26 protein-coding genes are annotated in these 26443 nt (G+C 31.8%); 17 read left to right on the forward strand and 9 right to left on the reverse strand.

What is annotated here, in order from left to right; all coding sequences use genetic code 11:
• Nucleotides 1-494: 494 nt before the first annotated feature.
• Nucleotides 495-1703, forward strand: a complete 1209-nt coding sequence (locus tag AC13CQ_RS07870; RefSeq protein WP_482882774.1) for an MDR family MFS transporter — start codon at nucleotides 495-497, stop codon at nucleotides 1701-1703.
• 133 nt (nucleotides 1704-1836) lie between these two features.
• On the opposite strand, the gene AC13CQ_RS07875 is transcribed toward AC13CQ_RS07870, so the two are convergent.
• Nucleotides 1837-2574: a class I SAM-dependent methyltransferase gene (locus AC13CQ_RS07875; RefSeq protein WP_335588251.1), complete on the reverse strand. Its 738-nt coding sequence runs from the start codon at nucleotides 2572-2574 to the stop codon at nucleotides 1837-1839.
• A 51-nt stretch (nucleotides 2575-2625) separates the two neighbouring features.
• A complete protein-coding gene (locus AC13CQ_RS07880; RefSeq protein WP_008612873.1) occupies nucleotides 2626-4011 on the reverse strand; it encodes an alpha/beta hydrolase in 1386 nt (461 codons plus the stop codon).
• 129 nt (nucleotides 4012-4140) lie between these two features.
• Here AC13CQ_RS07880 and AC13CQ_RS07885 point away from each other — a divergent pair, with 129 nt between their 5' ends.
• Nucleotides 4141-4710 carry a DUF1543 domain-containing protein gene (locus tag AC13CQ_RS07885; protein ID WP_008612875.1) on the forward strand — a complete coding sequence of 190 codons (570 nt, stop codon included), beginning with the start codon at nucleotides 4141-4143 and terminating at the stop codon, nucleotides 4708-4710.
• A 225-nt stretch (nucleotides 4711-4935) separates the two neighbouring features.
• Here AC13CQ_RS07885 and AC13CQ_RS07890 read toward each other — a convergent pair whose 3' ends face one another.
• Nucleotides 4936-5379, reverse strand: a complete 444-nt coding sequence (locus AC13CQ_RS07890; RefSeq protein ID WP_335588254.1) for an Lrp/AsnC family transcriptional regulator — start codon at nucleotides 5377-5379, stop codon at nucleotides 4936-4938.
• 324 nt (nucleotides 5380-5703) lie between these two features.
• Between AC13CQ_RS07890 and AC13CQ_RS07895 the strand changes: the two genes are divergently transcribed.
• The 7 genes from AC13CQ_RS07895 (at nucleotide 5704) to AC13CQ_RS07925 (ending at nucleotide 14822) form a co-directional block, all read left to right on the forward strand.
• A complete protein-coding gene (locus AC13CQ_RS07895; protein ID WP_335588255.1) occupies nucleotides 5704-6129 on the forward strand; it encodes a hypothetical protein in 426 nt (141 codons plus the stop codon).
• Nucleotides 6130-6273: 144 nt separating this feature from the next.
• On the forward strand, nucleotides 6274-8136 hold the full coding sequence (locus AC13CQ_RS07900; RefSeq protein ID WP_008612880.1) for an ABC-F family ATP-binding cassette domain-containing protein: 1863 nt from the start codon (nucleotides 6274-6276) through the stop codon (nucleotides 8134-8136).
• 296 nt (nucleotides 8137-8432) lie between these two features.
• Nucleotides 8433-8909 carry a hypothetical protein gene (locus tag AC13CQ_RS07905; protein ID WP_008612881.1) on the forward strand — a complete coding sequence of 159 codons (477 nt, stop codon included), beginning with the start codon at nucleotides 8433-8435 and terminating at the stop codon, nucleotides 8907-8909.
• A gap of 181 nt (nucleotides 8910-9090) precedes the next feature.
• A complete protein-coding gene (locus tag AC13CQ_RS07910; protein WP_008612883.1) occupies nucleotides 9091-9678 on the forward strand; it encodes a cob(I)yrinic acid a,c-diamide adenosyltransferase in 588 nt (195 codons plus the stop codon).
• Between the two features lie 133 nt (nucleotides 9679-9811).
• Complete coding sequence (locus AC13CQ_RS07915) at nucleotides 9812-10033, forward strand: DUF2795 domain-containing protein (protein ID WP_008612884.1); 222 nt, start codon at nucleotides 9812-9814, stop codon at nucleotides 10031-10033.
• An 85-nt stretch (nucleotides 10034-10118) separates the two neighbouring features.
• Entirely contained in the window at nucleotides 10119-13475 is a 3357-nt protein-coding gene (gene secA / locus AC13CQ_RS07920) for a preprotein translocase subunit SecA (RefSeq protein ID WP_337900086.1), read from the forward strand.
• A 186-nt stretch (nucleotides 13476-13661) separates the two neighbouring features.
• Nucleotides 13662-14822, forward strand: coding sequence for a sensor histidine kinase (locus tag AC13CQ_RS07925; protein WP_482882775.1), 1161 nt, complete (start codon nucleotides 13662-13664; stop codon nucleotides 14820-14822).
• A gap of 5 nt (nucleotides 14823-14827) precedes the next feature.
• Here the strand turns inward: AC13CQ_RS07925 and AC13CQ_RS07930 are convergent, their stop codons facing one another.
• Together AC13CQ_RS07930 and AC13CQ_RS07935 are read right to left on the reverse strand one after the other, a co-directional pair.
• Nucleotides 14828-15199: a hypothetical protein gene (locus tag AC13CQ_RS07930; protein WP_482882777.1), complete on the reverse strand. Its 372-nt coding sequence runs from the start codon at nucleotides 15197-15199 to the stop codon at nucleotides 14828-14830.
• A gap of 2 nt (nucleotides 15200-15201) precedes the next feature.
• Nucleotides 15202-15771, reverse strand: coding sequence for an RNA polymerase sigma factor (locus AC13CQ_RS07935; RefSeq protein WP_008612889.1), 570 nt, complete (start codon nucleotides 15769-15771; stop codon nucleotides 15202-15204).
• 124 nt (nucleotides 15772-15895) lie between these two features.
• Between AC13CQ_RS07935 and AC13CQ_RS07940 the strand changes: the two genes are divergently transcribed.
• A complete protein-coding gene (locus AC13CQ_RS07940; protein ID WP_008612890.1) occupies nucleotides 15896-16237 on the forward strand; it encodes a DUF6249 domain-containing protein in 342 nt (113 codons plus the stop codon).
• Nucleotides 16238-16421: 184 nt separating this feature from the next.
• Nucleotides 16422-17111 (forward strand): peptide-methionine (S)-S-oxide reductase MsrA, encoded by a 690-nt coding sequence (gene msrA, locus AC13CQ_RS07945; RefSeq protein WP_482882780.1) that lies wholly within the window; start codon nucleotides 16422-16424, stop codon nucleotides 17109-17111.
• A 233-nt stretch (nucleotides 17112-17344) separates the two neighbouring features.
• Here msrA and AC13CQ_RS07950 read toward each other — a convergent pair whose 3' ends face one another.
• From AC13CQ_RS07950 to AC13CQ_RS07960, 3 genes are read right to left on the reverse strand one after another with little or no spacing between them, the layout of a single operon-like run.
• Entirely contained in the window at nucleotides 17345-18754 is a 1410-nt protein-coding gene (locus AC13CQ_RS07950) for a hypothetical protein (protein ID WP_482882781.1), read from the reverse strand.
• Complete coding sequence (locus AC13CQ_RS07955) at nucleotides 18726-19316, reverse strand: hypothetical protein (RefSeq protein ID WP_008612893.1); 591 nt, start codon at nucleotides 19314-19316, stop codon at nucleotides 18726-18728. Before AC13CQ_RS07955 ends, AC13CQ_RS07950 begins: the two co-directional genes overlap by 29 nt.
• Nucleotides 19300-19842, reverse strand: coding sequence for an RNA polymerase sigma factor (locus AC13CQ_RS07960; RefSeq protein ID WP_008612894.1), 543 nt, complete (start codon nucleotides 19840-19842; stop codon nucleotides 19300-19302). The genes AC13CQ_RS07955 and AC13CQ_RS07960 overlap by 17 nt, the downstream gene beginning before the upstream one ends.
• Nucleotides 19843-20110: 268 nt before the next feature.
• On the opposite strand from AC13CQ_RS07960, the gene AC13CQ_RS07965 reads away from it, so the two are divergent.
• Entirely contained in the window at nucleotides 20111-21064 is a 954-nt protein-coding gene (locus AC13CQ_RS07965; protein ID WP_335588110.1) for an aldose epimerase family protein, read from the forward strand.
• Between the two features lie 79 nt (nucleotides 21065-21143).
• Here the strand turns inward: AC13CQ_RS07965 and AC13CQ_RS07970 are convergent, their stop codons facing one another.
• Nucleotides 21144-21569, reverse strand: a complete 426-nt coding sequence (locus AC13CQ_RS07970) for an organic hydroperoxide resistance protein (protein ID WP_337900091.1) — start codon at nucleotides 21567-21569, stop codon at nucleotides 21144-21146.
• A gap of 93 nt (nucleotides 21570-21662) precedes the next feature.
• Between AC13CQ_RS07970 and meaB the strand changes: the two genes are divergently transcribed.
• The 5 genes from meaB (at nucleotide 21663) to AC13CQ_RS07995 (ending at nucleotide 26433) form a co-directional block, all read left to right on the forward strand.
• Entirely contained in the window at nucleotides 21663-22742 is a 1080-nt protein-coding gene (gene meaB, locus AC13CQ_RS07975) for a methylmalonyl Co-A mutase-associated GTPase MeaB (protein WP_335588112.1), read from the forward strand.
• Between the two features lie 70 nt (nucleotides 22743-22812).
• The gene (locus tag AC13CQ_RS07980; protein WP_008612902.1) at nucleotides 22813-23526 is read left to right on the forward strand and encodes a glycosyltransferase family 2 protein; all 714 of its coding nucleotides are present in this window, start codon (nucleotides 22813-22815) and stop codon (nucleotides 23524-23526) included.
• A complete protein-coding gene (locus tag AC13CQ_RS07985; RefSeq protein WP_008612903.1) occupies nucleotides 23527-24150 on the forward strand; it encodes a lipid-A-disaccharide synthase N-terminal domain-containing protein in 624 nt (207 codons plus the stop codon). It begins immediately after the preceding gene.
• Nucleotides 24143-25765, forward strand: a complete 1623-nt coding sequence (locus AC13CQ_RS07990; protein WP_482882784.1) for an ArnT family glycosyltransferase — start codon at nucleotides 24143-24145, stop codon at nucleotides 25763-25765. The genes AC13CQ_RS07985 and AC13CQ_RS07990 overlap by 8 nt, the downstream gene beginning before the upstream one ends.
• A gap of 2 nt (nucleotides 25766-25767) precedes the next feature.
• The gene (locus tag AC13CQ_RS07995) at nucleotides 25768-26433 is read left to right on the forward strand and encodes a hypothetical protein (protein ID WP_008612905.1); all 666 of its coding nucleotides are present in this window, start codon (nucleotides 25768-25770) and stop codon (nucleotides 26431-26433) included.
• The last annotated feature ends 10 nt before the right edge of the window (nucleotides 26434-26443 follow it).

Genomic DNA, 26443 nt, shown 5'->3' on the forward strand with positions numbered 1-26443 from the left:
TTACTTTTTTAAGTAGCTTTGTTTTGAATTCGTTTAGGCGAGTTCATTAACAATAAAAAAATGATGAAACATATTACAACATATAATAAATCTTGTGTGTACTCTCTGGTACGCTGTTGGTGCTTTTGTATGATGTAATAATGTTACAAACATAACTATATAAAAGCCCGACGCTAAAAACGTCGGGCTTTTCTTTTTAAAACCAATTAATAATTTTTTTAAACTGATAAACCCCATACAGAGGGATTTGTTTTAGTTTAAGTATTTGCCTTAATAAAAGTAATTGAACAAAGCTAAGGGTTTTAAAAAACTAGTTATTAATCAACTACCTCGGGGCAAACTATGAGGTAGTCAGAGGAAAATAATTTAATCCATTTCGATATAGAGCCCTTTGGTAAACTCTGGACAGGCTTTGGGGAATAAAACCCTCAATGATGGATTTACAAAGCAGATTAACAATCTTAAAACAAAGTATATAACTTAAAAATTTTCATGTGAAAAAATTATACTTAGGATACATTTCATCTTTTCAAGGGCTATCAAAAGAAGTTTGGTGGCTTGCTTTAATAACTTTAATAAACCGAGCTGGAACTATGGTAATCCCATTCCTATCGCTTTATCTTACACAAAAATTAAGTTTTACCCTTGCAGATGTTGGCTGGATTATGACTTTCTTCGGACTCGGCTCGGTTGTTGGCTCTTGGATTGGAGGCAAGTTAACCGATAAAATAGGATATTATAAAATAATGGTATTTAGCTTATTAGGATCGGCTCTAAGTTTTGTAGCGCTTCAATTTTTAGACACTTTCTGGAGTATTTGCTTCGGTATTTTTACAGTAATGTTGATTGCAGATATGTTCCGTCCTGCTGTTTTTGTAGCATTAAGTGCTTACAGTAAGCCAGAAAATAAAACACGCTCTGTAACGCTAATCCGTCTTGCTATAAATCTAGGATTTTCTGCAGGACCAGCTATTGGCGGACTCATAATAACAAACATGAGTTATGGCGGACTTTTTTGGGTTGATGGGATTACATGCTTTTTTGCTGGAATATTATTGTTAAATGTACTAAATCCAAAAAGAGCTAAAGTTTTAGATGAAGTAAAAAACAATGCTCCAAAATCGGCTTATAACGATTTTCCGTATTGGTTATTTTTTGTGTCCATGATTTTGTTTGGATTTATTTTCCTACAATATTTTTCAACAGTTCCGCTTTATTACAAAGAAATTTTCACCCTAACTGAAGATGAAATAGGACTTCTTCTAGGGTTTAATGGTTTTTTAATATTTTTATTTGAGATGCCTTTGGTTCAATTTTTCGAAAAGAAAGCATGGAGCAACCTTTCTATTGTAATGATAGGCTGCTTTTTAACCTTTTTGAGTTTTGTAGTTTTAAATATTTCTGGATGGATAGGAATGCTAGTTATCGGGATGATATTAATGAGTTTTGGAGAAATGCTTGTGTTTCCATTTTCTAATGCATTTGCCTTGAATCGAGCAAAAAGAGGTAATCAAGGAGAGTATTTGGCTCTTTACAGTATTTCATTTTCTGTATCGCATATTTTAGGACATAATTCTGGCTTCCATTTAATAGATTTATTTGGGTTTGAATTTACTTGGTACTTTATGATTATGCTTGGAATTATAGCTTGCCTATTGCTTTATTATTTAAACAGAAGAGTTATAATTCAAGGAAATGATTAAATAAGAGGCTGTCTTATAAACAATTTGCCACGAATTCACAAATGTATTTTTATTCCCTGTCATCCCATGGGCAAACTCTAAAACGAAGTCAAATACAATATATTTGTAAATTTGTGGCTAAAATTTCACCTCCCTATTTTAAACTTCCAATTCTATAAAAAATAGGGAATTCTAAACTGATTTTCTCAATTCCAGAAAGCAGTTGTATAAAATCTTCAACTGGATTCTCGTTATTTTGCTTTTCATATTTTTTTACTGCCGACCAACTTTCTAAATACCCCTTTAATTGCGCTAATGTCCAATTAACTTTTATGAAATAATCTTTAGAGAGGTTTATTTCATTGAAAGGAAAATTAATGTTCTGATATTTTTCATCAATATAAATACGTTCCTTATCCCAATAACTCCCTATAACTTCTTCGTAAAAAACGTTCATTTTTGCATTAAAATCAGCACTTCCTCTCAAAACACCATAACCAAATAAAGCTAGTACCCCCCCTGGTTTTAAAATCCGCTTCGCTTCTTCATAAAAAGCATCAAAATCAAACCAATGAAATGCTTGCCCAACCGTAATTAAATCAAAATACTGATTGTAAAATGGCGTTTCTTCCGCTCTAGATACCTGATATTCAATATTAGGTAACTGTATCGCATTTTTAAGCTGATTCTCACTAATATCAATCGCATTTACTTGTGCAAAAATTTCACTTAAAACAACAGCTACTTGCCCATTTCCTGTGCCAATATCTAAAGCTGACTTCTTGTAATTTACATGGTGAGAAATTTCCTCTATAAACTCTTTAGGATATGTAGGACGGTATTTAGCATAATTACCAGAATCAGTAGAAAAATTATCTATTATTGTTTTCATATGCATATTTTTATTGTTTTTCAATAGCTATATAGACAAACTTATGAAGAATTAATACATTGTTTCCAAACCATATGCTTCTAGCAAATCGTTATATTCTGGTTGTATTCTTAGCAACGTAATTCCCTCTTGATTATTTAATTGGTCAACATCTTTAAAATCATTCTTCAGCATTTTCTCCAAGTAAAATAGTGCCATTCCATAATCTCCTTTTTTCACTGTATATTTCAACACTTTCAAATATGCGTCATATTCTTTTGGAGTTATTATTGTTTTAAAAATATTGATATACAGCAAATTCTGTAAGTTTTCTTCTTCATTATACGAAGCTTCTAATTCCGAAGGAACAACTGTTAAAAAACTTATCAATCGCTTGCCCATTTTCTGTTTTGCTGGATCTGGAGAATTTATAAAATCTTTATTAAGTGAAATTATTTCTCCCTCCCAATATCCCAAAGATTCAAGCTCTGCGGCAGCAATATCTCTAGGAAGGTAATTAAGATAATCCATATAATAACTAGGCTCTATCTCATCTACATAATATTGACTATTACGCTGAGTTCGATAATTTTTTGTCCTCTTAACCTCCTTTTGTAAGTCTTTTATGCTATCTTTTTCAAAATAAAAACGGTAATTTTCTTTCATTGCTTCAAGGTCTCTATAGGCATAAAGCATTTCATTTTTATTCACTAAATCCCTATTAAATTCTAGATCTTCAGTATAAAACTGTTTAATTTTTTCTTCATTCTTCGGAAGTATATTTCTAGTCATCGACTTTAAGGTTAGCAGTCGTACTCCTTTTGTAATAAAGTGTTTTGGTGGCCATACGTGTCCTTCAGAAAAAATTAATAAATCTGAATCGAATTTCAATTTATTCAAATAATCGTCGGCCGATTTCATTTCACGATAATTAAAATCCTCATCTCCTACTATTCCTACATATAAAAAGCTATTTCTTTTAGGCATATAGGTATTATTATTCGCAAAAGAAGCTCCGCAAGCCAGCACCCCTTTAATATTTTTAGAGATTACTGCTATTGCAGATGCCAAACGAGCACCTCCCGAAAAACCTCCCAAATAAATTCCGTTATCATCGGTGCTATAACGAGACAAAACCTCAGCATAAAATGCCCTTGCGATATTAAAATTTTCCTGATATGTTGCATTTTTGACATTATTGGAGCCTGCAATTATATAACCATACTTCTCGGAGGCTTCTATAAAATGACTCACAGCCAACTCCCCTCTTCCGGATGGGTCGAAAACCATTATTACAGGCCATTTTTTTTCTTCAGAATAGGTAGTTGGTAAATACACAGCGTAGGTACCTCTATCTCCGCTAATTAACAGAGAGTCGGTTATTTTTCCAAGGGGTAATTCTTTATCCTGAGCAAGCCCAATAGTAGATATAAAAAGAAGTAAAATTATTTTTCGCATAAAAAATTAGGTGTCAAAAATATAGCCAAAAGCTGTTTCTAAATTTATTGATAAAAATAGATTTCTCAAGAATGTTCTTAAATTCTTTTTAAAAAAATATCTTTGTTCCCTTAAATAAAGAGATCAAGAATGGCGACTAAATTAAAACTTTTTATGGTGATGTTAGGCTGTAAACCTGAAGGAAGATTTACAGAACAACACGATATTTTCTTCGGAATTGGGACTTCTTTAAAAGAATTAATCCCTGAGATGAAAGCTTTTTGGCCAGAAGCAAAAGGACAAATTCATATCGATGCTTGGCGCGAAGTTACTAAAGTAGATGGTTTCCAAATTGATGTTGAAGCTAGAACATCTCCCGTTAAAAATGACTCTCAATTATTTTTTATCAACCTTGGCGGTTATAAAGAAAATGAATTTGAAGAATATCATTATAAAATTTTAACAGTTGCACCAACTAAAGCAGAGGCAATAAAAAAATCTAAACAGACTACTTTTTACAAACACTGTGGGTTTAAAGGAGCCGAGTCTCATATTGATGATAAATACGGAATTGATGTAGATGACATTTATAATATTGAAGAAATGCTTCCTGCTATTTTCAAAGAAAAACAGCAATTAAAATATACCAAAACAGAACATAAAGATGAAGATGAATTACATATTGGTTATGTAAAAATAGATAAGCTATTAAAGGAGTAAATTGGTTTTAAATAAAGAAAAATTTGTTTGCCACGAATTCACTAATGTATCTTTTATTCCAGTAAACCTATAAAAAGGGAAATACTATAAATCCGTGAATTTGTGGCTGAAATTTTTGAAACCCAAAAGAAGCTGCAATAAAATTGAGTATTTTAAAGTATATCTGAGATTAATACAATAGTACATTTTCAAATTTTCAAATTATACAATCGTCAAATCAAACAATCATCTATTTTTACCGATTGGATTATTCTCAATAACATTAGAAAGCACTATTGAAGTACGAACTTCTCCATAGGTAATAAGTTTATCGATAAATTCTTCCAGATGAAATTGATCGTATAACACCACCTCCATTACCAAATTCTCATTTCCAGTAATTCGGTAACAATTAAGTACTTCTTTATAAGTTTTTACTTGCTCCAAAAAAGGTTTTAGTTTCCCCATAAAGGCTCGTAAAGTTACGAAGGCTTTTAATTGATATCCTGTTTGAATATGGTTTATTTCGGCCTTATAACCATCAATAACCCCTATATCTTCTAATTTTTTTATCCGCTCTGCAACTGCTGGAGATGAGAGTCCTATTGTACGTCCAATTTCTGTATTTGTATAACGTGCATTTTCCTGTAAAAGCTTTAAAATTGACCAGTTTAGATTATCTATCTTCATATAAAAATTCAAATTAAACAATTAATTTTGGTATTTTATACAATCACACAAAAGGTTTCTAGCTCTTAGAAATCTTCACTTTATTATGAATGCAACTATTTTAATTCTAATAAATCTCTCTATAAAGGTTTCATCTAATTAACTTTTAAGAGAAATTAATACTCACATAGTCTAGCTACTTAGTAGAGTAAGACGAATGCATGCTGTTATTTTTAAATAAAAAAACATAAAATACCTTTATTATGAATGCAAAATAATCATTTCACTTTAAAAAGTAAATAAATCTTTTTATTTTCTGATGTAATTTTGTAAAAAGCAGCAATGATGAAAAAGAACTATTCTCTTTATAATTACCGAAGGCGTAATGTAACCAAATTACCGGTGTACAGAAAAGCGCTTTATATCTTTAAATTAAGTAGGCAAATTGTTGAATACTTAAGAGGAGATAAATCGGTTATAGAGCTTCATAATTCTAAAATTGCATCAGACCAATTTTCGGATAAACTGGTAATGACATCTTTAGGTTTGGCTCCAAAAATAGCCATGGCAGAAACAACGCCAGATCCTACAATTAAATTAGCTTCTATTTCTTCCATTCAAAAAAACACAGCTGCTTTGCTTCACTATTGTGAAAGTTTAGAGTTAACTCATGGTCAAGGAAAAGAATTTTTGCACCTTTTACGCAAAGAGGTTAAAAAATTTGGTCATCTTCAAAATAAATGGGCTTTAGGAATTTCCAACAAAAATTAATCTCTCATAGAGGGTTTAACTTAAAATATAGTAGGTATATATAGTACACTTTCTTTTTAATTCAAAATTCAACATTTATAATTCAGTTAGTGTTTTTTATCGCTTCTCAATTCTAAATTGCTTTAATTTGCAAAAATTGTTTTTGTGAATTACCTATCAATAGAAAATATTGCCAAATCTTTCGGAGAGAGAGTTCTATTTACCGATATTTCTTTCGGAATAAATAAAGACCAAAAAATAGCATTTATTGCTAAAAATGGTACTGGAAAAACTTCCATGTTAAATATTATTACTGGAAAAGATACACCAGATAGCGGACAAGTTGTTTCTCGAAATGGAATTAGGATTTCTTTTTTATCTCAAGAACCAGATTTAGATCCAAATCTAACTATTGAAGAAACCATTTTTGCTTCTGATAATAATGTTTTAAAAACAATTCAAAATTACGAAAAAGCACTAGAAAATCTAGACGATACGGAGGCCTACCAAAAAGCCTTTGAACAAATGGATATTAAAAATGCTTGGGATTTTGAAACGCAATACAAGCAGATTTTATTTCAGCTAAAACTTGACGATCTTAACAAAAAAGTAAATAAACTTTCTGGAGGTCAGAAAAAGCGACTAGCATTAGCTACTATTTTGTTAAATACGCCCGATCTTTTAATTCTAGATGAGCCTACAAACCATTTAGATTTAGAAATGATTGAGTGGCTGGAGCAGTATTTTGCTAAAGAAAATATTACGCTATTTATGGTTACACACGACCGTTATTTTTTGGAACGTGTATGTAATGAAATTATAGAATTAGACCACGGAAAAATATATCAATACAAAGGAAATTACTCCTATTATTTAGAAAAGAAAGAAGCGAGAATTCAAGCAGAGCAAGCCTCAGTAGATAAAGCTAAAAATTTATTTACTAAAGAACTAGATTGGATGCGTAGACAACCAAAAGCTCGTACTACCAAATCGAAATCTAGAATTGATGATTTCTATAAAATTAAAGAAAAAGCGCATCAACGAAGACAAGACCATCAGATCCAATTAGAAATTAATATGGAACGGTTGGGGAGCAAAATTGTAGAGTTCCATAAAGTTTCCAAAAGTTTTCAGGAAAAAACAATTCTCGACCAGTTTGAATACAACTTCCAAAGAGGAGAACGTATTGGAATTATTGGAAAAAATGGGACTGGAAAATCTACTTTCCTTAACATTTTAACTGGTAATTTAGAACCCGATGCTGGAAAAGTAATTATTGGAGACACCATTAAATTTGGGTATTACACACAAAGTGGAATCAATCCGAAACCTGAACAAAAAGTTATAGATATTATCAAAGAGTATGGAGAGTTTATTCCGCTTACAAAAGGAAGAACAATATCTGCTGCTCAACTTTTAGAACGCTTTTTATTCGACCGTAAAAAGCAATACGACTATGTGGAAAAACTAAGTGGAGGAGAATTAAAGCGTCTGTATCTATGTACTGTTTTAATTCAGAATCCAAACTTTTTAATTCTCGATGAGCCTACCAACGATTTGGATATTGTAACACTAAATGTATTAGAATCGTTTCTCTTGGATTTTCCAGGCTGCTTATTGGTTGTTTCTCACGACCGTTATTTTATGGATAAAATTGTAGATCACCTTTTTATTTTTAAAGGAAAAGGAGAAGTAGAAGACTTTCCAGGAAACTACACCGACTACAGAGCCTATGAAAGTAGTGAGCCACAAAAAGAAGAGAAAATTACATCTGAAGACACTCCTAAAAAAACTTGGAAAAAAGATGCTAATACAGCTTTAAGTTATGAAGAACAGAAAGAGTTTAAAAAGTTAGAGCGAGATATTAAAAAGTTAGAAGAAAAGAAAAAAGAAGCGGAAGCAGTTTTTGCTACTGGAGAATTAGAAGGTGAAGAAATTGATAAACAGTCTATAAAACTTCAAGATATTATAAATGAACTTGAGAAAAAAACAGAAGCTTGGTTTGAACTTTCTATGAAAATGGAGTAGGCTCTAGGCTCTAGGCTCTAGGCTCTAGGCTCTAGGCTCTAGGCTCTAGGCTCTAGGCTCTAGGCTCTAGGCAAAAAAAGCTTTTCTGAAACATTTCAACAACCTAACTCGATAACTTTTTAACTTAACAAAAGTCAGAAGTCGGGAGTCAGAAGACGGAAGACAGAGAGAGAAGAGTCGGGAGTTAGAAGTGTTCAGTAAACAGTAAGCAGTTTTTATTAAATTTCATAACAACATAACAGCGTAACAACATAACTTTTTTTACTTTCAACTTTTCAACTTTTAACTTTATAAACTTGCTTTCCTACATAACATACCTTTTTAAATCTACCAATCAGCATGGTATCCACTCCCCTTTTGTGTATTGTTTGGTTACAAAAGGACTTTATAAAAAGCAAGTTTTAGAGGAGCATTCATTTTTAAAAAATTTAAAAAAGAGTGTTATGTTGAGTGCTAGAAAACAAAAAATTATCAATCGAGCAATTAACTATTTGAATAATGCGGATTTTGTAAATGAGCACGAGAATGCCTTCAGCAGTAAAAAAACCACCTATTTTTCATTAAAGAAAGCTACTTTAGAGAGCATTCAGAAAGAAAAAAATAACTTTACTTTTTTTATAGTGGACGATTTAAAATGCAATAAAAACGCACAAAATGGGTGGGAAAAATTAAAAAACAGTGATTCTTTTACCGTCAGTATCGACTTTTACAACATCGGATTTCTATTTATTAAAAAGGGACAGGTAAAAGAAGGTTTTTGTATCCGAATTTAATTTATTATATTCTTATAAAGAAAAGTAAAATGGAAACTAATATTATTTGGATTGTTGTTATGGCAGTTCTCTTTATTTTTGTTTGGCTTAACAATAAGCGGAATATGAAAAACAAGAGAGAACGAAGAAACAATAGGTTTGAGGACAGATATGCGTCTAAAAAAAATAAAAACTTAGAATCTTGAAAATTTACACCAAAACTGGCGATAAAGGAACCACTGCTCTATATGGCGGCACGAGAGTTCCAAAACATCACATCCGAATTGAAGGATATGGAACTGTGGACGAATTAAATTCGTGGATTGGACTTATACGCGACCAAGAAATTGAAGATGCCTATAAAACAGTTTTGATAGCAATTCAAGACAGATTGTTTACCATAGGTGCTATTTTAGCAACTCCGCCAGAGAAAGAGTTTTTGAAAAATGGGAAAAAGCGCCTTGATATCCCAAGGGTTTCCAAAGAAGATATTTCTTTATTAGAAACCGAGATTGACGCAATGGATGCTTCGCTTCCACCCATGACACACTTTGTCCTTCCAGGAGGGCACACAACGGTGTCATATTGTCATATAGCTAGAACTATCTGTCGGAGAGCAGAACGAAAAGCCACTTATTTACATGAAAATGAACCTTTTGACGAATTAGTTCTTAATTATTTAAATCGTTTATCGGATTATTTATTTGTATTGGCACGGAAGTTGACTTTCGATTTAAAGGCAGATGAAGTAAAATGGATTCCAAACAAAGAAACATCGGAACAAAAATGACATTTTATTGATTTTTATTCAATATAAAGCCTTAAAAACTACGTTCTTAGAAATAATATGTAAATAATATAAATTTTACTTGACTTTTTACTATAAAAATTTATTTTTGCACAAAATTAAAAATCAATAGCAGATGTATTGGACTTTAGAATTAGCATCATATTTAGACGATGCGCCTTGGCCAGCAACAAAAGATGAATTAATTGACTATGCTATTAGAACCGGCGCTCCATTAGAAGTTGTAGAAAACTTACAAGCAATGGAAGACGAAGGCGATATGTATGAATCTATTGAAGAGATTTGGCCGGATTATCCAACAGAGGAAGATTACCTCTGGAACGAGGATGAATATTAACAAACACATTAACATTATAAAGCAAAAAAGTCTCTGTCGAGGCTTTTTTTTTGCTTAATTTTGAAATATAAATACACATACAGACATGAGTTTACTCAATTCAGTTTTAAAAGTTTTCGTAGGAGATAAGGCCAAGAAAGATGTTAAGGCATTACAACCTATTGTAAACCAAATAAAATCTTTCGAAGAAACACTTTCTCAACTCTCCAATGACGAGCTTAGAGCTAAAACACAAGAATTTAAAGATAAAATAAAGGCTTCTTACGCCTCTCTAGACGAGAAAATACAAACGCTAAGGACAGAAGCAGAAGCTTCAAACGATATCGACAGAAATGAAGATATTTATACAGAAATAGATGCGCTTAAAGAAAAGGTATATGAAAATACCGAAAAAACACTTAATGAAATTCTTCCTGAAGCATATGCTGTAGTTAAAGAAACTGCAAAACGCTTTGCGAATAACGAAACTATTACCGTTACCGCTTCCACTTTTGATAGAGAAATTTCTGGAAATAACGATTACGTTAGCTTACAAGACGACAAAGCCATTTGGAAAAACTCATGGGATGCCGCTGGAAAAGAAGTTACCTGGGACATGGTACATTACGATGTGCAGCTTATTGGAGGGATTGCAATGCACCAAGGTAAAATTGCAGAGATGCAAACGGGAGAAGGTAAAACATTGGTAGCAACCTTACCTGTTTACTTAAATGCACTTACAGGAAATGGAGTACATTTGGTTACTGTAAACAACTACTTAGCACGTCGAGATAGTGCTTGGATGGGACCTTTATTTGAGTTTCACGGACTTTCAATAGACTGTATTGATAATCACCAACCTGGTTCTACAGGACGTAGAAATGCATATTTAGCAGATATTACGTACGGAACTAATAATGAGTTTGGTTTTGACTACTTGCGTGATAATATGTCTCATACGCCAGAAGATTTAGTGCAACGTCCTCACAACTACGCTATTGTTGATGAGGTCGATTCTGTTTTAGTGGATGATGCAAGAACCCCACTTATTATTTCTGGACCTGTTCCACAAGGAGACAGACATGAGTTTAATGAGTTAAAACCAAAAGTAAACGATATTGTTTCTAAACAACGTCAGTATTTAACAGGAGTTTTAGCAGAAGCCAAAAAATTAATAGCTGCTGGAGATACTAAAGAAGGTGCTTTTCAATTATTAAGAGTACACCGTGGTTTACCTAAAAATAAAGCATTAATTAAGTTTTTAAGTGAAGAAGGAATTAAACAATTACTTCAAAAAACTGAAAACCATTACATGCAAGATAACAATCGAGAAATGCCAAAAGTAGATGAGGCTTTATGGTTTGTTATCGATGAAAAAAATAATCAAATTGAATTAACCGATAAAGGAATAGAATACCTGTCTGGAGATACAGATCCAGATTTCTTTGTTATGCCAGATATCGGAACTGAAATTGCTCAGATTGAGAAGAAAGACCTTCCTACAGAAGAAGAAGCTGAACTTAAAGAAGAGCTATTTAAAGATTTTTCCATAAAAAGTGAGCGTATTCACACTATGAATCAGCTTTTAAAAGCATATACTCTTTTTGAAAAAGATGTAGAGTATGTGGTAATGGAAAACAAAGTAATGATTGTTGATGAGCAGACTGGACGTATTATGGACGGTCGTAGATACTCAGACGGATTACACCAAGCTATTGAAGCAAAAGAAAGTGTGAAAATTGAAGCTGCTACGCAAACTTTTGCTACGGTAACACTTCAGAATTACTTTAGAATGTATAGAAAACTATCTGGGATGACAGGTACTGCTATTACAGAAGCTGGAGAATTCTGGGAAATATATGAATTGGATGTTATGGAAATTCCAACCAATCGTCCAATTGCAAGAGCAGATAAACAAGATCTTATTTATAAAACAAAACGAGAAAAATACAATGCTGTAATTGAAGACATTGTAAAACTTGTAGGAGAAGGTAGACCAGTACTTGTAGGTACAACTTCTGTTGAGATTTCGGAATTACTTTCTAAAATGCTTTCTATTAGAAAAATACCTCATAATGTATTGAATGCTAAAATGCATAAAAAGGAAGCAGATATTGTTGCAGAAGCTGGTCAAAGTGGTATTGTTACAATTGCAACCAATATGGCAGGACGTGGTACCGATATCAAACTTAAAAAAGAAGTTAAAGATGCAGGGGGACTTGCAATTATTGGTACTGAGCGTCATGACTCAAGACGTGTTGACCGTCAGTTAAGAGGTCGTGCTGGTCGTCAAGGAGATCCGGGAAGTTCTCAGTTTTATGTTTCTTTGGAAGATAATTTGATGCGCCTTTTCGGTTCAGAAAGAGTTGCTAAAATGATGGACAGAATGGGACTTGAGGACGGAGAAGTTATTCAACATTCCATGATGACAAAATCTATTGAACGCGCACAGAAAAAGGTAGAAGAAAATAACTTTGGGGTTCGTAAGCGTTTGTTAGAGTATGATGACGTTATGAACGCACAACGTGAAGTAGTTTACAAAAGAAGAAGACATGCTTTGGAAGGTGAGCGTTTAAAACTTGACATTGCGAATATGGTTTTTGATACTTGCGAAGCTATAGTTGAAAGTAATAAACTTGCCAGCGATTATAAAAACTATGAGTTTGAATTGATAAAATTCTTCTCTATTACATCTCCAATTAGCGAAGAGGAGTTCAAGAAGAAATCGGCAAGAGAAATAACGGAGATTGTTTATAAAGCTGCTTTAAATTACTATCAAGATAAAATTGAGCGTAATGCAAAAACTGCTTTTCCTGTTATTAAAAACGTTTATGAAAATGAGAACAATAAGTTTGAGCGTATTGTAGTACCTTTTACAGATGGAATAAAAACTCTAAAAGTAGTTACTAACCTTAAAGAAGCTTACGATTCTGAAGGGAAAAAATTAATTACAGATTTTGAAAAGAATATAACGCTTGCTATTATTGATGATGCTTGGAAAACGCATTTAAGAAAAATGGATGAGTTAAAACAATCTGTACAGTTAGCCGTTCACGAACAAAAAGATCCATTACTAATTTATAAGTTTGAAGCTTTTGAATTATTTAAAGTAATGATTGACCAAGTGAATAGAGAAGTTATTTCTTTCTTATTTAAAGGAGAACTTCCTACAGAAGACACAAACAACATCCAAGAAGCTAGAGAAGTTAAAAAGAAAGAAAACTTTCAAACTTCAAAAGAAGAAATTCCAAATAGTGATGAGTTAGCCGCTCAAAATAGAGCTGCCGGGCAAACACAACAAAGACCACAAGTTACCGAAACCATCGTTAGAGACAGACCTAAAATTGGAAGAAACGATAAGGTGACAATAAAAAATGTAATGTCTGGAGAAAATAAAGTTGTTAAATTTAAGCAAGCTGAGCCCCTGTTATCTAAAGGCGAGTGGGTACTTGTAGAAGAATAAAACAACACCAATTTTTATAAAAGCGATAGAACTCATACTTCTATCGCTTTTTTTTGCAAAAAAATAAGATACCTTAGTTATTAAATAAACAACCCAAGTTATAACCACCATCCAACCCAAAAAACTATTTATAGTTTGTAGGACGTATTAAATTAAATGAATCAACCTACTCATACATCCGAAAAAATGAAAGAAAAAGTGCAATTAATTCTAAGCACTAATTATTTTTCATCAATATTAATGATATGCTTAGCTCCTCTATGCTATTTCCTTTTAGACATAAAAGAAATAATACCCCAAACATTTATTACATATGGAGTATTAAATATTATAAATACATTTTTTTTCTACAGACATAGAAAGCTTATTTACACATATTTAATTACTTCTTGTATTGGAATTATATGTGCAGCAATTGTAACATTATACAGCGGAGGTATTAATAGTCCGTTTACATTTGTTCTTGCATTAATTGTGTTTGCAGGGTACATTTCTACTAAAAATTATGGAAGATTCCATCTCTACCTAATTTTACTCTTTATCCTTTTTATTTACTTTCATGATAGTTTAGATTTTAACTTTCAAAACAAAGTTCCAGAATATTCTAGAGATTCCCTGAGCTTAATTGGAATTCTATTTAGCGTTTATATTCTTGGGGGGATTTTTGGTAAAATTTTACTTACCAATTATAACAATTTATACATTTCAAAGAGAGAGATAGAGAAGAAAAGTAAGGAAAATGAAATCTTATTAAAAGAAATTCATCATAGAGTAAAAAACAATTTGCAAACAATTTCTAGTTTACTAAATATACAAGCTAGAAATACTAATAATGATGAAACAAAAAGAATCTTAACAAATAGTCATAACAGAGTACTATCTATGGCTATAGTCCATGAAATGCTATATGCTAGAGAAGACTTATCTAGAATAGAATATAAAGAATATGTAACTCAATTAGGAAAATTCCTCATAGAATCTTTAAATAAAGAGGATAAGAAAATAGAGTTGAATATAGCTATTTCTAATATCAAGTTTAATATTGAAACCTCTATTCCCTTAGGACTTCTTATAAGTGAATTTATAACAAACTCTATAAAACATGCATTTTTAAACAAAAACAGTGGTAAAATTGGAATAAACATCGAAAAGGTAGATCCAGAATTTTTCCAACTTACCTTAACGGATAATGGAATTGGATACAATAAAGAGCTCCTTTGTGAAAATCCAAACTCTATGGGTTTTAAATTAATTGCTAATTTATCCAGACAATTAAGAGGTACAATAAATAAGACTACATCCGAAGGAAATGGTGTTATTTATGTTTTAAAATTCAAAGAAATATAAAATTACTAGTTGCTATCTAAGCGTTTTTTTAAAATTGGTATTTGCACTATTATTAAGCTCCCTACAACTACAATTCCATAAATAAAATTATTAGGTAAATTCACCGATAATGATGCTACAAACTGAGAAAAATTGCCTAAAACTGGCGTTAATAAATCGTCATTAGATAAAAAAGTAGACAATCCTATAATTCCAATAAGCAATATAAAAACAATCACTTTTGCCCTGTTAGATATTAAAGCTCTATAACGAATAGCTTTAGATTGTGTGTTCAAAGCCTGCATAATATTTAGCTTTAAAGCTGCAGAAGGCTGTTCTTTCCCTACTTCATTAACAATTCTACGAGTAAGTTCGTCTAATTTATGTTCTTTACTCATCTTCATATATTTTTATATAATCCTTGCTTATTTTTCAATATAGTAAAAAGCTTTTTTCTAGCTCTAAAAAGTTTTATTTTTACATTTTGGGCAGATATTTCAACAACTTCTGCTATTTCTTTGATAGATAAATCATCAAAATAATACAGTGTAACAATGGTTTGCTCTTCAGCTTCCAATCGTTCTAAGGCACCTTTTACAAGCTTTACACGCTCTTCAGACTCTAATATATCCAATGCATTAGCTACATCATCTACTTGGTCATAAGAATATTCCTCTATGGTTTCCGACAGTATGTTCCTATCATTTTTCCTACATTTATCTAAAGCACTATGATATACAATTCTGTACAACCATGTAGAAAACTTTGAGTCTCCTTTAAAAGAAGCAAGAGAATGATAGCACTTTATAAAAGCATCTTGAACAACATCCTCTGCTTGTTCTCTATCTTTTAAGACCCGTATAGCAACTGTAAAAGCTAAGTTTTGATACGTATCTACAAAATAAGAGAAAGCATTTGTGTTTCCATCTAAAACACGTTTTATATATTCTTTATCTGTTTGGCTAGTCATTCATTCATAAGACGCAACATTTTCGTTATTGGTTACAAGATAAATCAACTTTATTATTTTTTTTGTAACCAGCTTGTTTAAAGTTACGTCATAATAGCAAACAATATATTAAAAAATAAAAATTATGGAAGGAGTTATCGTAGTAGCAATCATTTTTGGAGCAATATTCGGCATTATCTATTTATTTATTACAGCCAGGCACAAAGAGCGTTTATCTTTAATAGAAAAAGGAGCAGACGCTTCTATTTTCTACAGCACAAATAAGAGAAAGACAGCTCCTATTTGGAAAATTCTAATACTTAATATCTCATTACTATTAATAGGTGTTGGTGTAGGGATATTTTTAGCTGGTATTTTACATCGTAATTTTAATGTAGATGCTGAAGTAGCCTTCCCAGGAACTATCTTCACATTAGCAGGGATTGGTTTATTTGTTGGATTTAACCTGTCTAAAAACTTAGATTAGTCATAATCGACTACCTTTAGGCAAGCTCATGATGGATTCAAAGGAAAATAATTTAATCCATTTCGACACAAAGCCCTTCGATAAACTCAGGACAGGCATTAGAGAATAAAACTCTCTATGAGGGATTAAAAAAGACTAGAGTAAGGAATTCAGTACATTTAAGACTAAATATAAAAATATATTTATGAAACTTATAAAACTGAATTCTTTACTTTTTTTATGCTTATTCTCCATAAGCTGCCAATCTTCCACAAAAAAACAAACCTCAACAGTAGCTACAGATGGTACAAGCTCAAAAGTTGAGCTCAAAAAAACACCACAAGATTTATCTAAATATGAAACTGCTTATTTTGCTAGCGGATGTTTTTGGTGTGTAGAGGCTGTATTTGAGAGTGTAAAAGGAGTTAAAGAAGCTGTTTCTGGATATTCTGGAGGAACAGAAAAAAATCCCACTTACCAACAAGTAGGCGCTGGAAATACTAGTCACGCAGAAGCTGTAATGGTTTACTACGACCCAAAAATTGTGTCTTTTGAAACATTAGTTCGTGTGTTTTTTGGTTCTCAAGATCCAACTCAATATAACGGACAAGGGCCGGATATAGGAGCACAATACCGCTCTATTGCTTTTTATAAAAATGATGAAGAAAAAGAAATTATAGAACGCTATATAAAACAGCTTGAAGACAAAGAGATTTACTCAAAACCAATTGTTACACAAGTAGCACCTTTTGATAAGTTTTGGAAAGCAGAAGACTACCATCAAGATTATGAAAAAAGAAATCCTAACAATCCATACGTTAAAAATGTATCGATTCCTAGGTTAAAAAGGTTTCAGAAAAAATATCCTGAATTATTAAAAGATAATGTTCATTAATTATTTTAATATATTGTTGTCCGATAAAAGCAGACAGCGTTTATTGCATTCCACATATATCAAGGGTTAATAGAGGTTTTTAAAATAGCCCCCTTTGCTATTAAGAAAAATGAATAAAAAGAGGAGTTTAGTAATATTATTTCTTTAAGTTTCTCATTTTGTAATAGTTAAGATTTAGTCTTTGTTCTTTTCTCTTACAGCGAAGCGGTCTTGTATTTTTAATCGGACATTAATTATTTTAAAACAACATCACTAAAAGTAGCAACAAGATTAATAGTTTTGTTGCTATTTTTTTGTGCATAATAGCCGTTGGCAACTTCATTATCATAGCGTTTAGAAACATCTAATGTAAGCCCTTTTGGATATTTCATCATTGAATTTGAAGCATTGCTATAAAAGTTAAAAGCAGCTTTAGGCAATGTAAGAACTGCCTCAGAATTATCTAAAATAATATTAAGGGTATTAAAATTATTTGATATTTGATCAACAGACAAATCTCCAAAACTCCCATTAATAATAGCATCTCCAAAAAAATCTTGAATCTGTACATTTGAAGATTTAGAGGTTAATTTTATACTGTTAACATGTTTAAGCGACACCAACTCCACATAATTTACAGATAATTCTCCTTCCTCCCAATAATCCACAGAAATTGGAGAATAAGAGGCAGTTATTACCGAGTTTTCACCTTCCACCCTTGGGGCATGCAACCTTGTATAAGACAAGGTTGCTTTTATATTAGTTGTATTATCTGCCAAGGTTACTTCTCCATGACGCACATCCATTTTTAATTTCACTCCTTTTGGAATTTTAATCTTAATGGTTTTCTTAACTTTTAAATTATTGTTTCCTTCGCTAGAATTGTAATAAAAAACTCGATTCCCTTTTCCTGAATTTGCACTTCTTCTTATTTCATGAATTTCTTGTTGAGCCTCTTGCATCGCTTTTCTTGCCTCTACGGAAGCCTTTCTAGCTTCTTTCTCAACATCTATAATTTCTTTTCTGTAAGATTTCCATTCCTCTTGCTGCTCTTTAACATCTTTCTTCCACTCTTCTAAATTCGCCTTTACTTCATCATCAAAACTCTCATTAAACTGCTCTTTCCATTCTTTTAAATATTTATCGCCATCCTTTTTATAGGCTTCATAATCAAAAGAAAAACTATCAAAATTAAAAGGTAGTGGAGGCATCGGTGGCATTGGAGCCATTACCATCATAGAATCCATTGGAGGCATTGGCGGCATCGGTGGCATTGGAATTGAATCTGGAAAAACAAAATCCATCTCTCCTATTCCAGATAGCATAATTACTTTATTTCCTTGCGACCAACGGACTCCATTGGCAGTAGAAATTTTTACTTTGTTAGCATTCCCTTCAGCCTCAAAACCCCATTCCTTAAAATATGCTGCAGCTTCCTCTTTAGAAACGTCTTCTATTTCTATAGTTGCCTCTACTTCTACTCTATTTTTATTCCACGTTTCAAAAGTTACATCTGCGTAGCTAGTATTAACTTCTACAACAGCATCTTTATTTACCTCAAAAGATTCTTTATAATTTTTAGCCTGCTTTTGGGCTTGCATACAAAATGAGAACAGCATTATAAATGCGGAACACCTATACATTTTGGTCTTTAAATTTTTCATTTTCAGTTTCTTTAAGTTCTTTAATCTTTTCTTTTAATCGATATAGTAACTGTAAACGTAATTGCAAATTATTAATAAGCGCTTCGATGGTTTGATTATTAGGCCCTACTTCATTGAGTTCTAAAGTTAGCTCTTGGTATGCATCATTCAACTCAGACAGCCTATTCATATAACCATCCAAAAGCTTTTTATTGGCCTCTGTTAATTCAATATCGGCAAGTTCTAAGTTGATATTAGCCACATAATATTGCTCCACCTTTTTTAAATCTGGAGAAATATCCCCTAATGTAATTTTTGAAGCTTCAGAATTTTCTTTCTTCTGTTGCGTATCAACCACTGTTTCTTCTACAGTATCTCCCTCATTCATATAAACAGTAATTCCTATCCCAAAAATTATCGCAATTGTAGCTGCTATCTTCCAAAGTCTAAAAGGTTTTTCCTCTTTTTCCTGCGGAAGTTCTTTGTCTAAAAGTTCTTCAAAACGTTTGCGATGTCCTTTTGGTAATTCAGAAAACTGTTTTTCCGAATCGTTCTCCATCAATTCTTTAATATCTTTTGCCATATTCCTTTTCTTTTAAAAGCGATTTCAACTTTTGTTTTCCTCTTAACAAATGAGTTCTAGATGTAGAATTGCTTATCTCTAAAATTTGCGAGATTTCCTCATGGTCATACCCTTCAATTAAATACAACATTACAACATACTTATACTTTTCTGGAAGCGTTTCTATTGCTTTTTTCACTTCAGAAACATCAATTTCTTCATCCACACTCCAATCAGAATCATCTGCTAGCTGAATATTAGTTTCTTCAATAGAAACTTGCAATTGATGTTTCGACTTCAAAAAATCCAAACATTTATTAATTACAATCCGCTTTAACCAAGCTCCAAAGGTAACTTCTGCTTTAAACTGATTTAATTTTTGAAATGCTTTGATAAATGCTTCTTGCATAACATCCTGCGCATCGTCTGTACTTTTTACATAGCGCATGGCTATACAAAACATAGCATCACAATACATATCGTAAAGTCTCATCTGCGACTTACGGTCGTTGTTTTTGCACTTTTCTATTAAATCTATTTCAAGCATGCCGGCTTGTTACTTTTGGTTTGGTACTAGTTACTAATCATCTTAAAGACGACACTAAAAATTAAACGTTGCATTTTATTTTTATAAAGTTACAATTATGCACTTATACTTTTTGTAATTTAGCCTTTCCATCAACTACCATATAGCTTTAGCTAAAGTAGTGTATTGAAACAAATTTAACTCATTTTCGACTTAGAGCCCTTCAATAAACTTAGAACAGGCTCTAAGGCATTAAACCCTCTAAGGATAAAAAAGAATTCTAATTGTGATGAAAAAATATACTATTGAAAACAATTATATAAAATTAGTAACTATAGATTATGGAGCTGCAATTCATCAGCTTATTACAAAAGATAAAAATGGAAACGACGTAAATGTGGTTATTAGCTTTGAAGATTTAGAAAGCTATAAGCACAACCCAACCTACCTTGGTGCTTCTGTTGGACGTTTTGCAGGAAGAATTAATAAAGATGGTTATACAATAAACGGAAAACATTACAGCGTTTACACAAAAAATGATGTTCATTTACATGGAGGAAAAGAAGGATTCTCATTTAAAACTTGGAAAATGGAAAGCATTTCCGAAGGAGAGAATCCTAGTATAAAATTTTCTTATTCAAGTAACGATATGGAAGAAGGATACCCAGGAAATCTTCAAGTTTCTGTTACCTATACAATTGTTAAAAATCAGCTTTCCATTGTTTTTGATGCTACAACAGACCAAGACACCATTGTAAACTTAACCAATCATAATTACTACAACCTCAGCGGAAAAGGAAGTATTTTAGACCATGAATTACTTATTAATGCTGAAAGTATTCTTACAAAAGATTCTGATGCTATTCCTACAGGAAAGTATACTTCTGTTGCCAACACCTATTTTGATTTTAGGGAAAAAAGAGAGATTGGAAGTACTTATGAATTTAAAGGCATAGACGACACCTATGTTTTAAAAGAAAACAATCCGTTAGCAACTATATATAGTAAAAAAACAGGTATTGAAATGGTGGTTACCTCTAATCAGCCTGGAGTTGTAATTTACACTCCAGAAACTATGGACGAAAACAAAATATCAAACAAACCTCTTGGTAAGTATCCAAGTATTTGTTTTGAAACTGAAAAGTTTTCTGACGGACCAAATCAAAAAGATTTTCCTTCTACATTATTAAAAAAAGGAGATATCTATAAAAATGAAACTTATTTGACATTCAATATAAAATAATCAAATAAAAAGTGTAGTCTAAAAAGTAATTTATAGTTTGCATACTTTTTAGACTACACTTTATCTATTTTAGATTTAATTATACCATTAAATTTAAAGTAACGTCTATATTATCTTCTGTTGCTCTGGAATACGGGCAAACTTCATGAGCTTCATTAATAAGTTCCTCTCCTACTTCTTCATCAATTCCTGGTAAAGTAACGTCTAAAACCACTTCTAATAAAAATCCACCAAGTTCTGGATGTTTTCCTATTCCTACCGTTGCTCTTACATCAAAATCGGTTCCAATATCAACTTTTTTTTCTTTCGCTACATGCTGTAGTGCACTCCCAAAACAAGCAGAGTATCCAGCTGCAAACAACTGTTCTGGATTGGTAAACGCACCTCCGTTACCGCCCAAATCTTTAGGCAATTCCAATTTCATATCTATTACACCATCGTCACTCTTTACGTGTCCTGCTCTTCCGCCAGTGGTTGTAGCACTAGCTTTGTATAATGCTTTCATTTGTCTATTTTTAATAATTCATCTCTAATATACTTTTAATAACACACATTATCATAATTTTAGTTATTAAATTTGTTTTAAAATTTAGCAAAATTGTCAACCAAAAAGCCACATAAATCAGCTTTAAAAAACCAAGAAGGGGTTTCTATAGATGAAATTACAAACCCAGCTGCTATTGCTAAATTTAAAGCTAAAAGAAACAAAGACATTTCTGCTAAAAAATTAGCGCACGCAATTATAAAAGGAGATATTACTGCATTAAGTAGAGCGATAACTCTTATAGAAAGTGCCAATCCCGACCATACAGCAAAAGCAAATGAGGTTCTTAATTTATGCCTTCCTCATGCCAATAATTCAATTCGAATTGGAATTACTGGCGTTCCTGGAGTGGGAAAAAGTACTTTTATTGAAGTTTTAGGAAACACCATTGCAACCAGTAAAAATAAACTTGCAGTGTTGGCGGTAGACCCAAGTAGTTCTGTTACCAAAGGAAGTATTCTAGGCGATAAAACTCGAATGGAAAACTTAGTAAAAAACAGAAATGTGTATATCCGTCCTTCTGCTGCTGGCAATTCTTTGGGAGGTGTTGCTCGTAAAACTAGAGAAAGTATTATTTTATGTGAAGCCTGCGGATTTAAAACTATTTTAATAGAAACTGTAGGAGTTGGACAAAGTGAAACTGCTGTTCATAGCATGGTAGATTTCTTTTTATTACTGAAATTAGCTGGTGCTGGCGACGAACTTCAAGGTATAAAACGGGGAATTATTGAGCTTGCCGATGCCATTGTAATTAATAAAGCAGATGGAGACAATCTTCAAAAAGCAAAAATTGCAAAAACAGAATTTAAAAGAGCGCTCCATCTCTACCCTCCAAAAAATAACGGATGGATTCCTAAAGTGTTATTAACCTCAGCAATTGAAAATAAAGGAGTTGATGAAGCATGGAGTCTTATTGAAACGTATCTAAAAATTTCTAAAAGTGATGATTATTTCAATATTAAAAGAATAGAACAAAATAAATTTTGGCTTTATCAAACTATTGAAGATTCCTTAAAATCTAATTTTTATCATCATAAAAAAGTAAAAGAAGAGTTACAATTACAGTTAAAAGCTATTGAATTGAACGAAACTACTCCTTTTGCTGCAGCTCAATATTTACTTACTTTATTATAATTATTGTCTTAAATACCTACATTTGCAAATATTTTGAACTTCAAATGTTCAAAAAATAGCTTTTAAATATATGAATTACGAGTTTACTATAATAGTTCCTGTTTACAACGAAGAAGACAACTTGGAAAGAGTTGAAACAGCCTTTAACGATTACTTTAAGATTGCCACAAAGTCTACCAAAGTTCTTTTTGTAAATGATGGATCAAAAGATAAAAGTCAGGAACTTATAGAAACTATTTGTAAGCGTTCTCCTAATTTTGAATACATTTCTTTTTTAGAAAATAGAGGTTTAAGTGCTGCTATAAAAGCAGGATTTGATTATGTAGATACGCCGATTTTAGGATATATCGACTCCGATTTACAAACAGCTCCGGAAGATTTTAATCTTCTTTTAAACCATATAAACCACTACGATTTAGTAACTGGGGTTCGGGCTAATAGAAAGGATTCTTTTGTTAAAAACATGTCTTCTACCATTGCAAATGGAATTAGAAGAACCTTTACTCACGATGGAATGGACGACACTGGATGCCCATTAAAAGTTATAAAAACCGATTTTGCAAAACGAATTCCTATGTTTAATGGTTTACATCGGTTTTTGCCTGCCATGATTTTACTACAAGAAGGTAAGATTATTCAAATTCCGGTACAGCATTTCCCACGTATTGCTGGAACGGCTAAATTTGGCTTTTGGAACCGATTAATAGGGCCACTTCAAGATTGTTTTGCTTACTTGTGGATGAAGAAAAAGTATATTAATTATACGGTTGCTAAAAAAGGATAAATGGCAAATTGGATTATATACTCCATTGGCTTTCTAGCGCAAATTCTATTTTCAGGAAGACTCATTTATCAATGGTTAGCATCAGAAAAAAGTAAAAAAGTATTAACTCCTTCTTTGTTTTGGAAATTGAGTTTATTTGCTTCTTTTCTATTATTTGTTTACGGATGGCTTAGAGATGATTTTGCCATTATGCTAGGACAAATGCTTACTTATTTTATCTATATTAGAAATTTACAGTTACAAGGAGAGTGGCAAAAAGCACCTAAATTACTTAGGATATTCTTACTTTTTTTTCCAATTCTTATCATCATTTATGGGTATAATAATAACGTATACGATATAGATGACCTTTTTAAGAATGAAGACATTCCTATTTGGTTATTAATTCTTGGAATAGTAGCGCAAATTCTATTTACCTTCCGATTTATTTACCAATGGTTATATTCTGAAAAAAGAAAAAAATCTTCCTTACCCGCAGGTTTTTGGCTTTTAAGCTTAGTTGGAGCTTTGCTGATTCTTAGTTATGCTATTTTCAGAAAAGACCCTGTTTTATTGGTTGGACATTCTTTAGGAACAATTATCTACGCTAGAAATCTATTTATTTTAAAAAAACAAGATGACTGAGTTTATAGAAAAGCATTCGATTAAGATATTACTGGTAGTTTGTGTAGCTATTTTCATAAGCAACCTAGACGTAATTTATGTAAATATAATGGAAGCTAGAAACTTTGTAACAGCAAGAGAAATGCTTTATAAAGGGAATTGGCTACTTACCACCATGAACGATTTTCCTAGATATGAAAAACCCCCATTACCAACATGGCTCACCGCCATAAGCGCAAGTTTAATTGGGGTTCATAATTTATTTGCCTTACGTTTACCCGCAGCTTTATCTGCTATTATATTAGTTTTCTTCTTATATAAAATTGCAGTTTTACTTTTCAATAATAAAAAATTAAGCTTCTATGCTTCTTTAATTCTTGCCACATCCTTTTATATTATTTTTTCAGGTAGAAATGGGCAATGGGATATTTTTACGCATAGTTTTATGGTAATTAGCATTTATCATTTAATTAAAATGCTACAATACCAAGAAAAATGCTGGCAGAATTCTTTAATTGCTGGGCTATTTTTTGGAGCTTCCTTTCTAAGTAAAGGTCCCGTTTCTATGTATGCCTTATGGCTTCCTTTTTTAATAGCTTACGGTATAGCATACAGAAGTAATATTAGCAAGCGTAAAATTCTTCCATTTTGTGCGATGTTAATTTTAGGGCTTATTATTGGAGTTTCTTGGTTTGCCTACGTTAGATATGCCGACCCACAAGCATTTTTAGATATCGCAAAAGAAGAGGCTGGAAATTGGACAAGCTATAATGTACGTCCATTTTATTACTATTGGAGTTTCTTTACACAAAGCGGAATATGGACAATCCCCGCTTTTGTAGCACTCCTTTATCCATATTTAAAAAATAAAGTAAGTAATAAAAAAGGATACACTTTTGCATTAGCTTGGACTCTTGCTTCTGTAGTTTTATTATCTATAATTCCTGAAAAGAAATCGAGATATTTATTGCCTGTTCTAATCCCAATGGCGCTAAATACTTCATTTTATATGGAATATTTAATTCTTCATTTTAAAGAACTTAAAAGAGGTGAAAAAATCCCTGTTTATTTTAATTTTATATTAATAGGGCTTATTGGGGTTGCTTTTCCAATTGGTGGTTTTATCTTTTTAAAAGATAAACTCGACGGTTTCTATATCAGTTTTATTTTAACATCTGTATTCCTTTTTACTATTGGAGTCTGCATTTTTTATTTTCTGCGAAAAAAAAATATAGAAAACGTATTTTTCCTCGTAATTTCATTTATTCTTACAATATTAGTTTTTGGCTTTCCTTTAGCTAAAACCTTTAATACCAATCAGAATTTTAACAATATCAACACCTTAAAAACCAACTTAAAACTGTACTCATTAGGAGAACCTGCTCCAGAAATGATCTGGCACTTAGGATATTCCGCTCCTGAAATTAAACATGGAGAAACTATAACTTTTCCTGAAGAAAGTGAGTTTGGTATTTTAGTTAATAAGGATAGAGAAGATGAATTAAAACGTATCTTTGAAACTGAATATTCTATAAAATTAATAGAAGAGTACGATATAAATTATACTGCCAATCCAGAGGAACGCGCATATAAAAACCGATTAACAAGCAATTATTACCTTATTAAAAAAGATTGATTATGATATTTAACAAAACCGAAAAACTAGGATATGCTTTTTTAGCAATTATTTTTATTTTCAGTTTATACTTAGGGTTTACAAATCCAGAATATTTTGACAACACTTTTGCGGCTGAAGATAAAACTGTAGAATCTGGAACGGCAATTATGCTTTTATGTGTAAGTTTACTTTGTTTCTTTAGATTGTTTACCATTAGTAAAGGCAAATCTTTAACTTGGAAAATTGGAGTATTCCTTTTTGCCCTATTATTCTTTTTTGGAGCTGGAGAAGAAATTTCATGGGGACAACGCATTTTTGGAATCGAATCTGGAGACTACTTTTTGCAAAATAATGCTCAAAAAGAAACCAATTTGCACAACTTGGTAGTAGGTGGTAAAAAAATTAATAAAATAATTTTTAGTCAACTTCTTATGGTAGCTATGGTTGTTTATTTATTAGTATTACCTATACTTTATAGAAAGAAAGATTGGGCTAAAAACCTAGTTGATAAGTTTGCAGTTCCAGTTGTAAAGTGGCATCAAACAATAGCTTTTATTGCTTCTACAATTATAGTAGCTATTATCCCTCCAAGTAGAAAATGGGAAGTTTATGAACTCGCCTTTGGAGTTATCTTCTTTTTAATATTTTTGTATCCTTTAAACGATTATATCTTTAAGAAAAAATAAATAATAAAAT

It is taken from the genome of Galbibacter sp. L-19 (assembly GCF_056857615.1).

Excerpts from the sequence above, each read along its gene's own strand:
- AC13CQ_RS07875 (WP_335588251.1), bottom strand. The coding sequence starts at position 2,574 with ATGAAAACAATAATAGATAATTTTTCTACTGATTCTGGTAATTATGCT.
- AC13CQ_RS07880 (WP_008612873.1), bottom strand. The coding sequence starts at position 4,011 with ATGCGAAAAATAATTTTACTTCTTTTTATATCTACTATTGGGCTTGCT.
- AC13CQ_RS07885 (WP_008612875.1), top strand. The coding sequence starts at position 4,141 with ATGGCGACTAAATTAAAACTTTTTATGGTGATGTTAGGCTGTAAACCT.
- AC13CQ_RS07890 (WP_335588254.1), bottom strand. The coding sequence starts at position 5,379 with ATGAAGATAGATAATCTAAACTGGTCAATTTTAAAGCTTTTACAGGAA.
- AC13CQ_RS07895 (WP_335588255.1), top strand. The coding sequence starts at position 5,704 with ATGAAAAAGAACTATTCTCTTTATAATTACCGAAGGCGTAATGTAACC.
- AC13CQ_RS07915 (WP_008612884.1), top strand. The coding sequence starts at position 9,812 with ATGTATTGGACTTTAGAATTAGCATCATATTTAGACGATGCGCCTTGG.
- secA (WP_337900086.1), top strand. The coding sequence starts at position 10,119 with ATGAGTTTACTCAATTCAGTTTTAAAAGTTTTCGTAGGAGATAAGGCC.
- AC13CQ_RS07925 (WP_482882775.1), top strand. The coding sequence starts at position 13,662 with ATGAAAGAAAAAGTGCAATTAATTCTAAGCACTAATTATTTTTCATCA.
- AC13CQ_RS07930 (WP_482882777.1), bottom strand. The coding sequence starts at position 15,199 with ATGAGTAAAGAACATAAATTAGACGAACTTACTCGTAGAATTGTTAAT.
- AC13CQ_RS07935 (WP_008612889.1), bottom strand. The coding sequence starts at position 15,771 with ATGACTAGCCAAACAGATAAAGAATATATAAAACGTGTTTTAGATGGA.
- AC13CQ_RS07940 (WP_008612890.1), top strand. The coding sequence starts at position 15,896 with ATGGAAGGAGTTATCGTAGTAGCAATCATTTTTGGAGCAATATTCGGC.
- msrA (WP_482882780.1), top strand. The coding sequence starts at position 16,422 with ATGAAACTTATAAAACTGAATTCTTTACTTTTTTTATGCTTATTCTCC.
- AC13CQ_RS07950 (WP_482882781.1), bottom strand. The coding sequence starts at position 18,754 with ATGAAAAATTTAAAGACCAAAATGTATAGGTGTTCCGCATTTATAATG.
- AC13CQ_RS07955 (WP_008612893.1), bottom strand. The coding sequence starts at position 19,316 with ATGGCAAAAGATATTAAAGAATTGATGGAGAACGATTCGGAAAAACAG.
- AC13CQ_RS07960 (WP_008612894.1), bottom strand. The coding sequence starts at position 19,842 with ATGCTTGAAATAGATTTAATAGAAAAGTGCAAAAACAACGACCGTAAG.
- AC13CQ_RS07965 (WP_335588110.1), top strand. The coding sequence starts at position 20,111 with ATGAAAAAATATACTATTGAAAACAATTATATAAAATTAGTAACTATA.
- AC13CQ_RS07970 (WP_337900091.1), bottom strand. The coding sequence starts at position 21,569 with ATGAAAGCATTATACAAAGCTAGTGCTACAACCACTGGCGGAAGAGCA.
- AC13CQ_RS07980 (WP_008612902.1), top strand. The coding sequence starts at position 22,813 with ATGAATTACGAGTTTACTATAATAGTTCCTGTTTACAACGAAGAAGAC.
- AC13CQ_RS07985 (WP_008612903.1), top strand. The coding sequence starts at position 23,527 with ATGGCAAATTGGATTATATACTCCATTGGCTTTCTAGCGCAAATTCTA.
- AC13CQ_RS07990 (WP_482882784.1), top strand. The coding sequence starts at position 24,143 with ATGACTGAGTTTATAGAAAAGCATTCGATTAAGATATTACTGGTAGTT.
- AC13CQ_RS07995 (WP_008612905.1), top strand. The coding sequence starts at position 25,768 with ATGATATTTAACAAAACCGAAAAACTAGGATATGCTTTTTTAGCAATT.